Raw genomic sequence first — 14,526 nt, forward strand, 5'->3', positions numbered from 1 at the left:
GGTATTATGAAAAAGAGTGCAGTTATATTATCAGGTGGAAAAAACTCAAGAATGAATAAAAAAACAAAAGCTTTTTTAAAGCTTCAAGATAAAAGTTTTTTAGAATTAGAATTAGATGCTATAAAGATATTTGATGAAATTATAATTTCATGTAATCAAAGAGAATTATATAAAGATTTAGGGTATAAGCTAGTAGAAGATGAGATAAAAGATATAGGACCGCTTGGAGGGATTTATACTTCTCTTAAAGAAACAAAGTATGAAGAAGTTTTATTTATTCCATCAGATATGCCCTTTTTAGACGAGGAGTTTATTAAAAAAATTTATGAATCTAAAATAAATAAAGATGCTCTTATAGTGAGAGTAAATGGCAATATAGAACCCCTTTGTTCAGTGTATAAAAAAAGTTCAATAGAAAAAATTGAAAAGATGATAAAAGAAAAAAATTATAAACTAAAAGATTTAATAAATAATTTAAGGGTAGAATATTTAGATTTAAAAGAAACAAAAAAGACTAGAAATATAAATACTTTAGAAGAATATGAAAATTTACTTAGAAAGTAAAGGTGATTTAAATGCCTATCGTAGTAAATATTGTAGGAGAGTGTAGTAATGTTGGAAAAACTACATTAATAGAAGGGTTAATAAGAGAATTAAAGAGAAGAAAATATTCAGTTGGAACTATAAAGCATGATGTTCACGGATTTGATATAGATAAGAAAGGAAAAGATACTTACAGGCACAGAGAAGCAGGTGCAGATGAAGTAATAATTTCATCTAAAAATAGAGTAGCTATAATAAAAGAAATCAAAGAAGAATTAAATATAGAAGAACTTATTAATTTAATGAAAGATAAAGATGTTATTTTAGTTGAAGGATACAAAAATTCAAACCTTAAAAAAATAGAAGTTTTTAGAAAAGGGTATAGCTCTAAAATAATTTCAAATTCTAAGGATTTGGTATGTATTGCTACGGATTATATAAATGAAAACGAAAAACATATTCAAATCGACAAGAATGACCATAGTAAAATTGTCGATATTATACTAAAATTAAAATAGTAAGGTAAATATTATTAAAAAGGAGAGGAAAATGTATACATTAGGAATAATAACCAGCAGCGATAAAGGCTATAAAGGAGAAAGAAATGATGAGAGTGGTAAAGTTATAGCTGAAATCGCAAAGATGAGAGGATTTGAAGTTAAAAGGTATATAGTTTTACCTGACGAAAAGGATCTTTTAAGAGATGAAATGATCTATCAAAGCGATGAGCTTTCAGTAAATCTAATATTAACAACAGGAGGAACTGGCTTTAGTCATAGAGATGTTACGCCAGAAGCAACAATGGAAGTAATAGAAAGATTAGCTTTAGGTATACCTGAGGCTATTAGAAGTTATAGTATGTTAATTACTAAAAGAGCTATGCTTTCAAGAGCAACTGCTGGAATCAGAGGAGAAACTCTTATTGTTAATATGCCAGGAAGTCCTAAAGCTTGCAGGGAAGTTTTAGATTATATCTTAGAAGATTTAAAACATGGTATAGATATTTTAAAGGGGGATTCAAAAGAATGCGCAAGAAAATAATATTAGCTACAGTATTAACATCATTTCTAGCTTTGGGTTTATTAGCAGGATGTAATAATAAAAAAACAGAAGATAAGTCATTAACGGTAAGTATTGCTGCTAGTTTAAAAGAACCAATGAAAGAAATAGGAGATAAGTTTGAAAAAGAAAATGGAGTAAAGATACAATTTAACGTAGGAGGTTCTGGAACTTTAAAGAAACAAATAGTTGACGGAGCTTCTGTAGATGTGTTTATATCAGCAAACACTAAATATGCTGAAGAATTAGTAAAAGAAGATTACGTAAAAAAAGATGATTCAAAAAAATTATTAAATAATGAATTAGTTTTAATTGGAAGCAAGGATTTTAAAGGTGATATAAAATCTTTAAATGATTTAAAAAATATAGATGGAAAGATAGCAATAGGTGAATTAAATACAGTTCCAGCAGGGCAATACGCAAAACAGTCCCTAGACAAACTTGGAATTTATGATTCACTAAAAGATAAATTAATTTTTGCAAAAAGTGTTACAAACGTAAAAACTTACGTTGAAAACGGAGAAACAGAATTAGGATTTGTATATAAAACTGATGCTATGAATTTAAAAAGTAGCAAAATAGTTTATACAGTTCCAAATAACTATCACAAACCAATAGTTTATGAACTATGTATACTTAAAGATAGTAAAGAATTAGATTTAAGCAAGAAGTTTAGTGATTATTTAAAAAGCGATGAAAGTAAAAAGATATTTGAGAAATATGGCTTTGGAGTGAACTAACAATGATTTTAGAGGCACTTGCAATATCTTTAAAAGTAGTTTTAGTGTCAGTACTTGTAGGGATGACACTAAATGTACTTTTATCATATGTCCTAGTAGAAAAAGATTTTAAATTAAAAAATATTTTTGAAACTATAATAATGTTTCCTATGTTTTTACCGCCCTCAGCTGTAGGGTATATAATTTTAATTATATTTGGTAAAAGAGGAGTAATAGGAAGTTTTTTAGATGAAAACTTTGATTACAGCATAATTTTTACTTGGATTGGTGCTGTAGTAGTTGGAATTATAGTTGCCTTACCTATAATGTATCAAAGTTTAAAAGCATCTCTTTTAAGCGTAAACTCTGATATGAAAAACGCTGCAAAAGAGATGGGTGCAACAGACTTAAAGGTTTATAAACTTATAAGTCTGCCACTCTCAAAAAAAGGTCTATTAACAGGACTTATATTAGGTATTGCACGTGTGTTTGGTGAATTTGGTGCAACTATTTTAGTTGCTGGGAATATAGAAGGTAAGACGCAAACAGTTCCGATGGCTATGTATTATGCTATTGAAAACGGTGATTCACATTTAGCTAATACTATTTTAATTATAATTGTGATACTATCTATCCTTCTTATTTTCTTTTATAACAGGATAATTAAACGCATTAATTAAGAGGTGAAGAAAATGAAAAGTGTTAACGTAAAAGATGCTATTGGTATGGTACTTTGTCACGATATAACAAAGATTGTACCAGGAGAATTTAAAGGTCGTGCCTTTAAAAAGGGACACATAATAAAAGAAGAAGATATAGAAGAATTACTTAAAATAGGTAAAGAACATATCTACGTTTGGGAAAAAGAAGAAGGAATGCTACACGAAAACGATGCGGCAGTAAGACTTAAAAATTTAGTCTGTAAAGATGGTTTAAGATTTTCTGAAATAAAAGAAGGAAAAATTAATTTTATAGCAGATAGAGATGGGATTTTAAAGATAGATAAAGAAAAATTATTAGACATAAACTGTCTTGGAGAGATTATAGTTTCAACTATACATAACAACACACCAGTTAAAGAAGGTGAAGTTATTGGAGGAACTAGGGTAATTCCTCTAGTAATAGATGAAAATAAAATAATAGAAGCTGAAAAATTAATAAGAGAGCCATTTATAAGCGTTAACGAAATAAAAGGTAAAAAGGTTTATATGATTACAACTGGAGGAGAAGTTTATCACGGAAGAATTGAAGATAAATTTGGACCTGCTGTTAAAAGAAAGATAGAATATTATGGATGTGAACTCATAAACCAAGTTATATTACCAGATGATAAAGACATGATAGTAAAAGAAATTAAAAAAGCTCTAGCAAGTGGAGCAGAAATGATAGTTTGTACTGGCGGAATGTCAGTAGACCCTGACGATATGACGCCAACTGCAATAAAAGAATGTGGAGCGGATGTTATAAGCTATGGGTCTCCAGTATTGCCAGGCGCTATGTTTTTACTAGCATATCATAAAGATATTCCTATTTTAGGTTTACCAGGATGCGTAATGTATTCAAAAAGAACTGTATTTGATTTAGTATTGCCTAGAATACTAGCAGATGAAAAATTAAAAGTAAGGGATCTAGCGGCACTAGGTCACGGAGGATTTTGCTTAGACTGTAAAGTTTGTACTTTCCCTCATTGTTCGTTTGGAAAAGGAGAATAGAGATGTCTGATAAATTAACTCATTTTGATAAAAATGGAAACGCAGTAATGGTTGATGTAAGTGATAAAAAGATTACTAAAAGAGTTGCAATTGCAACTGGTAAAGTTCTTGCAAGCGACAAGACTATAGATCTTATTTTAAAAGGTGAAATAGGAAAGGGGGATGTCCTTGGAGTAGCTAGAGTAGCTGGGATAATGGCTATGAAAAATACTAGCAATTTAATTCCTATGTGTCATCCTATAATGATTACAGGTTCAAGCATAGACTTTGAAATTGATAAAGAAAATAATGAGATAATAATAAATGCTATGGCAAAACTAGATGAAAAAACAGGAGTAGAGATGGAGGCACTTACAGGGGTCTCTGTAGCTGCACTTACTATATATGATATGTGTAAGGCTGTAGATAAAAGAATGGTAATTCACGATATTCACTTAGTTAAAAAAACTGGTGGAAAAAGTGGAGAGTTTAACTTTTAAAAGTCTATTTGCTTTAATAAAGAGGTGAGGACAATTAAAGATAGATATGGGAGAGAGATAGATTATTTAAGGGTTTCTTTAACTGATAATTGCAACTTAAGATGTATATACTGTATGCCAAGTAGTAATATAGAATTTTCTAAAGAAAAGCTTACAGAAGAAGAAATTATAAAAATAATCAAAGCCTCAGAAAAGTTAGGAATCAAAAAGGTAAGATTTACTGGAGGAGAGCCTTTAGTTAGAAAAGATTTAGTTAAAATAATTAAAGAAACTAATGCTTTAGATGGAATAGAAGATATTTGTTTAACGACTAATGGAATTCTTTTATTAGAAAAATTAGAGGAACTTAAAGAAAATGGTTTAACTAAAGTTAATATAAGCCTTGATACTTTAAACCCTTTAAAATATAAAAAAATAACTCGAGGTGGAGATCTTAATATAGTTCTTAAAGCTATAGATAAATGCTTAAACCTTGGAATAAAGGTTAAATTAAACGTAGTTATTATAAAAGGACTAAATGATGATGAAATCATAGACCTTATAAATTTAACTAAAGAAAAAGATATAGATGTTAGATTTATAGAACTTATGCCTATAGGAGAGGGAAATAAATTTACAGGAATATCAAACGAAGAAATAAAAGATTTAATAAAGAATTTCCAATATAAAAACTTAGAACACGATAAAAAAGACGGACCTGCAAATTATATTAAATTAAAAGGTGCAAAGGGGAAAATCGGTTTTATAAGTGCTTTAAGCAATTGTTTTTGTGAAAATTGCAATAGAATAAGGATCACATCAGATGGAATGCTTAAAGGATGCCTTAATTGGAAAGGTGGAATTAACTTAAAAAAAGAAATAGAAAAAGGTATATCAGAAGAGCAAATAATAGATATTATTAAAAACTCGATCTATAACAAACCAGAAAAATATCTATTTAAAAAAGAAGATAAAAACAAAGAAATTAGATTTATGAATCAAATAGGAGGATAATCTATGGGAAAGATAAAGGCAATATGCAAAAGCGAAAGAAAGGGAACTGCTAAAACAGAAATTCCAAGCATTAATTTAATAGAGAATTTCGGTTTAGAGGGGGATGCACACGGTGGTAACTGGCATCGTCAGGTAAGCCTTTTAGAATATAAAAAGATAGAAGATTTTAATAAAGCCGGAGGGAACGTAAAGTTTGGTGATTTCGGTGAAAACTTTGTAATAGAAGGAATTGAAGTTGATAAACTTCCTATAGGAACTAAACTGAAAATAGGTGAAGAGGCTATAGTAGAGATAACTCAAATAGGTAAAAAGTGCCACAACGAATGTGAAATATTCCATAGAGTTGGGAAATGTATAATGCCTATTCATGGAGTTTTTAGTAAAGTATTAAGCTCTGGACAAGTAAAAATTGATGATAAAGTAGAAATAATGTAATTATTAGTTATAAAACAAAATCAATATAAACTAAACAAATTAAAAATGAACAAAAAATTAAAAAAGTTAAATATAAAAAATAGAATTAAATTTTAAAAAAAATTATGATATCATATATTAAATAAAAGTCAAAATGAAGTTATGAAACCACTAATAACTTAAAATTAAGTAAGCTACAAACTTAATTTTAAGTTTTAGATGTAAAATTTGAAATGAGAGTGTTTAAGGAATAAAGGAGAGAAACTTATGGAAAATTCCAAAAAACTTTCAAAAAATAAAAAATTCTATATTGTTATAGCACTGTTAATAGTATTTATAGTAAATTCAATCATGCAAGATGATTCAATTCATTTTGTACTACGAATCATGAAAAGTGCAATTTCAATGTGGATAGGTATCGTAGCGATTTTTTTAGTAGCAAAAATTATTAGCTTAATAAATTTAAGTAGAGAATCATAGTTTTATATGATTCTCTTTTTAAATATTATAAATTTAACTTATTTGTAAATAAGTTATTACCTATTATTTAAATAAGTAAATAGTATTTTTATTATCGATAAGATAGTAGTATTCTAATTAAGGAAGATAAAAAGTAAGGGAGATGCAAAAAAATGAGTATAAAACTTATTTGTACAGATATGGATGGAACTTTACTAAAAGACCAAAAGATAATATCAAAGAAAAATTTAGAAGCTATAGATAAAGCTATAAATAACGATATTATAGTTGCTATAACTACAGGGAGAGTATACAGATCAGCTAAACTTTACGCAGATGAGATAGGGCTTAGAACACCTATTATTGCATTAAATGGAGCATACATCGGTGATTCAAATGGGGAAACAATTTATAAGAACCCGTTAACAAAAGAAATGGCTAGAGAATTTTTTGAAGTTTCTGTAAAATGTGGGCTAAATCCTTATTTTACAACTGAATTTGGTATAATATCAAAGAAGGAGCTACCAGAAACTCACGTATATAAAATAATAAATAAAGAATTAGAAAAAGATAAACAAATAGAACTAATAGTTATTGATGATATTGAGGAAATATTAGATAAATACGGTGATGAATTACTAAAAGGAGTTTGCGCTGATAAAAATAATATGGAAAAAGTTTTAGAAGCTAGAACTATTATAGAAAGCTCTGATATAGAAAAAGAAGTTGTTTCTTCTTGGCCTGATAACTTTGAAATAATGAATATAGGTTCAAGTAAAGGTGAGGCTGTAAAAAAATTAGCAAAGTATCTTAAAATTGATTTAAAAGATGTTATGTGTATAGGTGATAGTGAAAATGATATTTCTATGATTAAATGCGCAGGTGTTGGTGTAGCTATGGGAAATGGAACAGAAGATGTAAAACGCGTAGCAGATTTTATTACTGATACAAATATAAACGATGGAGTAAGTAAAGCGATAGAAACATTTATTTAAGATGAGGGGGATTAATAATGACTGATGTATTAATAATAGGTGCTGGAGTTGTAGGTTCAGCAATAGCAAGAGAATTATCAAAGTACGAATTAGATATAACCGTTTTGGAAAAAGACAGTGATATAGCAGAAGGTGTTACAAAAGCTAATAGTGGTATTGTACATGCTGGTTTTAATGAAAAGATTGGAACTTTAAAAGGAAAGCTTAATAGAGAAGGAAACGATATGTTCGATTCCTTATCAAAGGATTTAGATTTTAAATTTGAGAGAAATGGAGCTTTAGTTTTAGGGTTTAGTGAAGGCGATATGTTCGCTTTAGAAAACTTAAAGAAAAACGGAGAAGAACTTGGAATTAAAGATTTAAGTATTTTAGATAAAGAAGATACTTTAAATTTAGAAAAAAATATTAAAGAAGATGTTAAAGGTGCATTATACGCTAAAACATCAGGTATAGTTAGTCCATATGAAATGACGATTGCCCTTGCTGAAAATGCAGCTTTAAACGGTGCTAAGTTTAAATTAAACTCAGAAGTTGTTGGAATAGAAAAAGTAAATGAGTTTTATAGAGTTAAACTAAAAAGCGGAGAAGAAATTGAAGCTCAGATAGTAATTAATGCGGCAGGACTTTATGGTGATAAAATAAATAACATGGTAAGCAAAAATGTTTTAAAAGTAAAAGGCGTTAAGGGAGAGTATTTACTTTTAGATAAAATTTCTGGAAAGTTAACTAATAGAACATTATTTACTGTTCCTAAAAAAGATACTAAAGGAGTACTTGTAACTAAAACAGTAGAAGGAAATCTTTTAGTTGGACCTAATGCTAAAGAGTTAGATGATATTTTCGATTTTTCAGTAACTGAAGAAGGTTCAAAAGAAATTAGGGATAAAGGATTAGAACTAATAAACGAAATTCCAGAAAAAAGAATTTTAACTGCTTTTAGTGGGATTAGACCTCATATAAAATCTGATTTTATAATAGAAGAAGCTAAAGATTCTAAAAATTTTATAAATGTAATAGGAATAGATTCACCAGGGCTTACTTGTGCACCGGCTATTGCAGTTTATGTAAAAGAATTATTAAAAGATAAAATTGAATTAAAAGAAGATACAAGATTTAATGGAAAGAGAAAAGGTATTTTAAGATTTAACGAATTATCTTTTGATGAAAAAAATGAAGTTATAAAAGAAAATAGAGCTTACGGAAAGCTTATTTGTAAATGTGAACTTATAACAGAAGGTGAAATAGTAGATGCAATAAATAGACCGCTTGGGGCTAAAACAGTAGATGGAGTTAAAAGAAGAACAAGAGCATCTATGGGTGGGTGTCAAGGAGTTGGATGTTTAATTCCTATAGCTACAATAATTAGTAGAGAGTTAGGTATTCCTTTAAACAAAGTAATGAAGAATAATGAAAATTCAAATGTTATAGGTTTTAAGGAGGACTAGTCGATGAAAAAATATGATTTAATAGTTATAGGTGGCGGAATTTCAGGACTTAATTGTGCTTTAAATGCTTATGAAAGAGGAATGGAAAAAGTTCTAGTTATTGAAAAAGATAATAAAATAGGTGGAATGTTAAAAGGTGTTAAAAAGCACAAAGAATATATAGAAAAACTAGTTTCAAATATAGAATGTACTGATATAGAAATAAAACTTGACACTCAAGTTATCTCAATAGATGATGAAAAAAATGTTATTGCAACAAGTATGGAAAACGGAATAGAAAAATTAGAATCAAAAAACATTATTATCTGTAACGGTGCAAAAGAAAAAGGTAAAAATGCATTAAATATTTCTGGAGATAGATGCTCAGGAATTTATACAGTTAATATGGCAGATAAGATTTTGGATATGGAAAACGTGAATATTGGAGATAATGTTGTTATCTTTGGAGGAATCGATTTATATAAAATATCAGATAAACTTAAAAATAAAAATATAAATATTTCTGCAATAGTTTGTTTAGGGTTAAACCAAGAAGTATTTGATTTAACAAATCATATACTATTTAATTATAGAATTAAAACAGTTAAAGGAAATGGACGTATAGAAGAGGTCGTTTTAGATAATGGAAATTCAAAGAATTTAAAATGCGATACATTAATTATAGCGTCTGGTGTAGTTCCAGATGGAATAATAGGAATGAGAAGTAACGTAACTTTAAATAAAGAAAACGGCGGTATTTTAGTTAATCCAGTATTTAAGACATCTAGAGAAAATATTTATGCAATTGGTGATTGTGTAGATATTAAAAATAATATAGATGAAATAGAAAAAAATTCAAAAACATTAGTTTACAATTTAAATTTATAGAAAGAAGATGAGCTTATGAATCATGTACTAAATTCATATTGGGAGGTTCAATTAAAACCTAATTTAATTGATAATGGAAGTGATAAATTAGTTGTAATTTTACCAGGGATTGCATACACAATAGATAGAGTTACAATAGAATATTCAGGAGAACTTGCGCTAAGTCAAAATTATGACTTAATGGAAATCGAATATGGATTCCAAGTAGCTAGAAAAGGCTTCAATGTAGAAGAAGAATTTAATATAATTGCAGATGAAACTTTAGAATTAGTTAAAGATGCACTTAATTTAAAAAAATACAAAGAAATAATAATTATAGGTAAAAGTATAGGTACTTGCGTTCAAGATTTCTTAAATGAAAAAATTGAAGAAATAAATATTAAAAATATCTATATAAGTCCTATAGATAAAACTGTAGGGATGGGCTTTAAAGAAGGATCACTTATTATTACAGGAAGTAAGGATCCACTATTAAGTGAAGAAAACCTTCAAAATATAGTAGATTCTAAAAAATATAAAGTAATGATATTTAATGGTGCAAATCATGCACTAAATTTAGAAAAAGATCCAATAGGAAGTCTTGAAATACAAATTGAAATAATTAAAGCTATCAAAACATTCATTAAATAAATAACTTAAAAAATAAGGCTGACTCTGTAAAGGCCTTATTTTTTTTTATTTTGATTTAGTGGATAATAATTATTAATAAGAATTCACAATTTATTAAAAATCAATTAATTGTATTTTGCAATAAAAGATAGTATTATAATAAAGTAGTTAGCATACTAACTATTTTGGAGGTGAGAGCTTGAAGCCAAATGATGAGTTTTTAATAGCTCTATACTTAAGAGAATTAAATTCTATAGTTAACAACACTATTACTAAAAAACTAAAGGGAGAGGGACTTACACCTACTCAAATAACTGCAATTAGGATAATAGGTCATAAAAATTTACTTACAATTACAGAACTTAGCGATGCTATGTCTATTAGAAAAGCTACAGCTTCAGGAATTGTAGACAGGCTTGAAGGGCTAAATATTGTAGTTAGAGAAAAAGATTCAAAAGATAAAAGAATAACTTATATTAAGTTTTCAAAAGAAGGAAGTAAGCTATCTAAAAGGATAAGCAATCTTATGAGAGAAGCTTTTAATGAAGTTTTTAAACCATTTAGTGAGGAAGAAAAAGCGTTAATTAAAGAAAAATTAGAAAGCATGATAGAAAGATTAAAATGATTTAAGGAGGAATTAGTATGTCACCATTATTAATGAAAGCAATAATATTTATAACTAGCGCACTTGTGTTTTATACAATAGGTGTTTGGTCAGAAAAATTAGGAGGAAAACTTAAAACTTGGCACGTTGTAATATTCTATTTAGGTTTAATTTGTGATACTTTAGGTACACATTTTATGATGGATATAGCAGGTGGAATTAAGTTTAACCTTCATGGAATTACAGGAGCTCTTGCAATTTTATTAATGTTATTCCACGCACTTTGGGCAACAAAGGTATTAATTAGTGGAAGCGAAGAACAAAAAGAAAAATTCCACAAATTCAGTATAGTAGTTTGGGTAATTTGGTTAGTACCATATATATTAGGAATGCTTATAGGAATGGGCGTAATATAAAGCTAAAAAAGATTTGCACTAAAATTTTAGTGCAAATCTTTTTTTATATGTCTTTATATATTTTCCTAAAACCTAAAACGCTGTCTTTATAGCCTATATTATTATAAAATTTATGAGCGCTTTTTCTGTAGCTTGAAGAAACTAAAATAGAATAAGCTGCATCTTTAGATTTAGCAAATTCATCAATAGATTCCATAAGCTTTTTGCCTACTCCAAGACCTCTTGTATTTTCTTTAACTATAACATCTTCAACTACAACAAAAGTACTCCCACCCATACTTAAATTAAAGCAAGAAACAGCTAAAGCGGAACCTAAAATTATATTATCTTTTTTTAAAACAGCAAGATAATAATTATCATCATTTAACATTTTTTCATATGTTTCCTTTGAAGTTAATACATTATTTTTAATATCTATAAGCTCTTTGTATAGTTCTAAGAGTTCTTTAATATCTTCTTTTTTTAATTTTTCAACTATCATAAAAATCCCTTTCTAATAAATTATAATGACTAATATACTATATCTAATCCTAATTTACAATCAATTAGATAAAAAACAATAGATTCTGTTTACAAAGTAATATAAAAGTTTACAAAAATAAAGTTCTATATTTGATATAATTTAACCTGTAATTATATAGTGAAAATAGATTTGAAGGTGATAAAAATGGATATATTTAGAACTCAAAAGATGAGTAGTGTTTTAAATCATATAGGAGAAAATGAAAAAACATTAAGCATTTTAGATTTAACTTTAATGAGCATAGGGTCAGTAATTGGGACAGGAGTTATGGTTTTAACAGGTATAGTTGCAGCAACTGAAGCTGGGCCTTCAGTTGCTATATCTTTTGTAATTGGAGCAATAGCAGCTATGGTAATAGTATTATGTTATTCAGAACTAAGTTCAAACATTCCAAGTTCAGGAGGGTCTTATACCTTTACTTATGTTACTTTAGGTGAAATTTTAGCCTATGTTTCTGGTCTTTGCATTGTTATTGCATATCTTTTATCAATGGCTACAGTGGCATCGGGTTGGGGTGCGTATTTAACTAGTTTTTTAGATGTTTTTAATATTTATTTACCAAAGGCAATAACAGCAATTCCGTCTCAAGGTGGGTTTGTTAATCTACCTGCAATGTTTTCAGTTGTTATGATTTTATTTATAATTTCAGCTGGTACTAAGGATAGTAAAAAATTTAATAATGCAATGGTTATAACAAAAATAGTTGTTATTTTTATATTTTTATTAGTTGGTGTATTTTACGTTAAGAAAACTAATTATGAACCTTTTTTACCTTATGGTACAAGCGGAGTATTTACAGGTGCAGCTTCTGTCTTTTTTGCATATTGTGGTTTTGATGCAACTGCGTCAGCAGCACCATATGTAAAAAACCCTAAAAAGGCACTCCCTATTGGGCTTATATCATCCTTAGCGGTATGTGCTGCAATTTATGTTGGAGTATCATTAGTTTTAACTGGTATAACATCTTATAAAAACTTAAATGTGCCAGATGCACTTTCTTACACTTTAAAATTAGTAGGTAGAAGCAATGTATCTATGATTGTATCTTTAGGAACAATTATTGGAATACTTGCAGTAATTTTTGCAAGTAACTTTGCAACTTCTCAAATTATGTCAACTATGAGCCGTGACGGATTACTTCCTAAAGTATTTAGTAAGAAAAATAAAAAGGATGTTCCTATAGTATCACTTTGGTCGGTAGGACTTGTCGGTGCAGTTCTTGCAGGATTTTGCAATTTAAAAGATCTTGCAAATTTTGCAAGTATAGCCTTTTTATTAGTATACGGTATGGTATCTATATCAGTTATAGTATTTAGAAAGAAATATCCAGATATAAAAAGGAGCTTTAAAACGCCTCTTGTTCCTTTTGTTCCAATACTTGGAGCAGGATGTTGTTTATTTTTAATGTTTAACTTAAAATTAAATACTTGGATAGTGTTTATAATAGTGTTATGTTTTATTTTAATAAGCTATTTCTTATATGGTAAAAAACATTCAATAATTAAAGAAAATGATACCTTAAAAGAAGCTAAAAAAGATGAGCAAAATTAATTTTTGCTCATCTTTTTTATAAAAATCTAAGTTAGAATAGATTAAAATCAACTGTACCTTTAATACTTTTTAAAGAACCTTCATTTAATTCAAGACACATTGAATATTCAGGTGGAATATCATTAATATTTTCTATATTAAATAATCTACTTTCTTTAAATCCAAATTTATTATAATATTTTGGGTCTCCTAAAACAAAAACAGAACTAAAACCGAGTTCTTTAGCCTTATCTAAAGCGAAGTTTACAAGCTTTGAACCTATTTTCTTATTTCTAAATTCTAGCTTTACAGAAAGTGGTGCTAGAATAAGTGAAGGATAAGTTTTATTAGAATCTGTAATTTTAAATTTAGATAGCATTATATGCCCTAAAAGGGTAGAGTTTTCTTCAAATACTATTGATAAATCTTCTATATAATTTTCACTTTGCCTTATGATATTAACTAAATCTTGCTCAGTTCCATCTGATAGATCAGCACTTTTAAAAGCTTCCTCGACTAAGTGATAAATATTACCTTGATCTTTTAAAGTTTCTTTTCTTATAGTCATAATGCCTCCTAAAGAATGTATTTATAGATAGTTTAATCTTTATATTAAAAAAATACAATATATTAGGCAAAATGATTTTTAATTCATAGTATATTAGTGAAATATTTTTTAGGAGGGTAAGTAGGATTAAAAATTAATGGCTAATTTATTAAGAGAAAAAAAGGCTTTAGGGGTTTGTATTAAGGATTTAGATATATTAAGTGAACTAAAAAAAGAAGGTTATGAAATTTATTTAGTTACTGAAAGTGTACAAGAAATAATAAATTTTCAAAGTTCTAATTATAATAAAGTATATTATTTTTTAGATGATTATAATTCTATAAGTTTTAAAAAAGAATCTTTCGATATAGCGATTTTGATTAATAATAACTGTCCTATGGGAGAGAAATATATTAAAAAGATATATAGTTTCTTAAAAAAAGAAGGTATCCTTTATATCCTTAATTTCAAAAAAGAAAATAAGATAGAAGCAAAAAAAATATTTGATAATATAAAAGAAGATTCTAAAGAAAATATTTTGATTTGTCAAAAATAGTTTTAAGCATACTGATTTATCGGTATGCTTTTTTGTATCTATTTTTGTTTTGTAAT

The 14,526-nt window shown here is 27.8% G+C and carries 20 protein-coding genes; 18 read left to right on the plus strand and 2 right to left on the minus strand.

Features of this window, described 5'->3' with window-relative positions:
* The first annotated feature begins 6 nt into the window (after nt 1–6).
* From mobA to INR60_RS02610, 16 genes are all read left to right on the plus strand, one after another.
* Nucleotides 7–564 (plus strand): molybdenum cofactor guanylyltransferase, encoded by a 558-nt coding sequence (mobA, locus tag INR60_RS02535; protein ID WP_194189902.1) that lies wholly within the window; start codon nt 7–9, stop codon nt 562–564.
* 11 nt (nt 565–575) lie between these two features.
* The gene (gene mobB / locus INR60_RS02540; protein ID WP_194189903.1) at nt 576–1,061 is read left to right on the plus strand and encodes a molybdopterin-guanine dinucleotide biosynthesis protein B; all 486 of its coding nucleotides are present in this window, start codon (nt 576–578) and stop codon (nt 1,059–1,061) included.
* 31 nt (nt 1,062–1,092) lie between these two features.
* On the plus strand, nt 1,093–1,584 hold the full coding sequence (locus INR60_RS02545; protein WP_194189904.1) for a MogA/MoaB family molybdenum cofactor biosynthesis protein: 492 nt from the start codon (nt 1,093–1,095) through the stop codon (nt 1,582–1,584).
* Nucleotides 1,569–2,342: a molybdate ABC transporter substrate-binding protein gene (gene modA / locus INR60_RS02550; protein WP_194189905.1), complete on the plus strand. Its 774-nt coding sequence runs from the start codon at nt 1,569–1,571 to the stop codon at nt 2,340–2,342. Before INR60_RS02545 ends, modA begins: the two co-directional genes overlap by 16 nt.
* 2 nt (nt 2,343–2,344) lie before the next feature.
* Nucleotides 2,345–3,001 carry a molybdate ABC transporter permease subunit gene (modB, locus tag INR60_RS02555; protein WP_194189906.1) on the plus strand — a complete coding sequence of 219 codons (657 nt, stop codon included), beginning with the start codon at nt 2,345–2,347 and terminating at the stop codon, nt 2,999–3,001.
* Between the two features lie 12 nt (nt 3,002–3,013).
* Entirely contained in the window at nt 3,014–4,033 is a 1,020-nt protein-coding gene (locus INR60_RS02560; RefSeq protein ID WP_194189907.1) for a molybdopterin-binding protein, read from the plus strand.
* Nucleotides 4,034–4,035: 2 nt separating this feature from the next.
* Nucleotides 4,036–4,512, plus strand: a complete 477-nt coding sequence (moaC, locus tag INR60_RS02565; protein WP_194189908.1) for a cyclic pyranopterin monophosphate synthase MoaC — start codon at nt 4,036–4,038, stop codon at nt 4,510–4,512.
* A 33-nt stretch (nt 4,513–4,545) separates the two neighbouring features.
* Nucleotides 4,546–5,505: a GTP 3',8-cyclase MoaA gene (gene moaA, locus INR60_RS02570; protein ID WP_194190956.1), complete on the plus strand. Its 960-nt coding sequence runs from the start codon at nt 4,546–4,548 to the stop codon at nt 5,503–5,505.
* Between the two features lie 3 nt (nt 5,506–5,508).
* Nucleotides 5,509–5,940 carry an MOSC domain-containing protein gene (locus tag INR60_RS02575; protein WP_194189909.1) on the plus strand — a complete coding sequence of 144 codons (432 nt, stop codon included), beginning with the start codon at nt 5,509–5,511 and terminating at the stop codon, nt 5,938–5,940.
* A 246-nt stretch (nt 5,941–6,186) separates the two neighbouring features.
* A complete protein-coding gene (locus tag INR60_RS02580; RefSeq protein WP_194189910.1) occupies nt 6,187–6,399 on the plus strand; it encodes a hypothetical protein in 213 nt (70 codons plus the stop codon).
* Between the two features lie 152 nt (nt 6,400–6,551).
* Nucleotides 6,552–7,373 carry a Cof-type HAD-IIB family hydrolase gene (locus tag INR60_RS02585; RefSeq protein ID WP_194189911.1) on the plus strand — a complete coding sequence of 274 codons (822 nt, stop codon included), beginning with the start codon at nt 6,552–6,554 and terminating at the stop codon, nt 7,371–7,373.
* A 17-nt stretch (nt 7,374–7,390) separates the two neighbouring features.
* The gene (locus INR60_RS02590; protein WP_194189912.1) at nt 7,391–8,818 is read left to right on the plus strand and encodes an NAD(P)/FAD-dependent oxidoreductase; all 1,428 of its coding nucleotides are present in this window, start codon (nt 7,391–7,393) and stop codon (nt 8,816–8,818) included.
* Between the two features lie 3 nt (nt 8,819–8,821).
* Complete coding sequence (locus INR60_RS02595; protein ID WP_194189913.1) at nt 8,822–9,685, plus strand: NAD(P)/FAD-dependent oxidoreductase; 864 nt, start codon at nt 8,822–8,824, stop codon at nt 9,683–9,685.
* A gap of 15 nt (nt 9,686–9,700) precedes the next feature.
* Nucleotides 9,701–10,315, plus strand: a complete 615-nt coding sequence (locus tag INR60_RS02600) for an alpha/beta hydrolase (protein ID WP_194189914.1) — start codon at nt 9,701–9,703, stop codon at nt 10,313–10,315.
* A gap of 178 nt (nt 10,316–10,493) precedes the next feature.
* Nucleotides 10,494–10,919: a MarR family winged helix-turn-helix transcriptional regulator gene (locus INR60_RS02605; RefSeq protein WP_194189915.1), complete on the plus strand. Its 426-nt coding sequence runs from the start codon at nt 10,494–10,496 to the stop codon at nt 10,917–10,919.
* Nucleotides 10,920–10,936: 17 nt separating this feature from the next.
* Nucleotides 10,937–11,314 (plus strand): HsmA family protein, encoded by a 378-nt coding sequence (locus INR60_RS02610; RefSeq protein WP_194189916.1) that lies wholly within the window; start codon nt 10,937–10,939, stop codon nt 11,312–11,314.
* Between the two features lie 43 nt (nt 11,315–11,357).
* Here INR60_RS02610 and INR60_RS02615 read toward each other — a convergent pair whose 3' ends face one another.
* A complete protein-coding gene (locus tag INR60_RS02615) occupies nt 11,358–11,795 on the minus strand; it encodes a GNAT family N-acetyltransferase (protein ID WP_194189917.1) in 438 nt (145 codons plus the stop codon).
* Between the two features lie 186 nt (nt 11,796–11,981).
* On the opposite strand from INR60_RS02615, the gene INR60_RS02620 reads away from it, so the two are divergent.
* Nucleotides 11,982–13,388: an APC family permease gene (locus INR60_RS02620; RefSeq protein WP_194189918.1), complete on the plus strand. Its 1,407-nt coding sequence runs from the start codon at nt 11,982–11,984 to the stop codon at nt 13,386–13,388.
* 31 nt (nt 13,389–13,419) lie between these two features.
* Here INR60_RS02620 and INR60_RS02625 read toward each other — a convergent pair whose 3' ends face one another.
* A complete protein-coding gene (locus tag INR60_RS02625; protein ID WP_194189919.1) occupies nt 13,420–13,935 on the minus strand; it encodes a GNAT family N-acetyltransferase in 516 nt (171 codons plus the stop codon).
* 136 nt (nt 13,936–14,071) lie between these two features.
* Between INR60_RS02625 and INR60_RS02630 the strand changes: the two genes are divergently transcribed.
* Entirely contained in the window at nt 14,072–14,470 is a 399-nt protein-coding gene (locus INR60_RS02630; RefSeq protein WP_194189920.1) for a methyltransferase domain-containing protein, read from the plus strand.
* Nucleotides 14,471–14,526 lie beyond the last annotated feature (56 nt).

Source organism: Clostridium chrysemydis (assembly GCF_015234215.1).
Classification (GTDB): Bacteria; Bacillota; Clostridia; order Clostridiales; family Clostridiaceae; genus Clostridium; species Clostridium chrysemydis.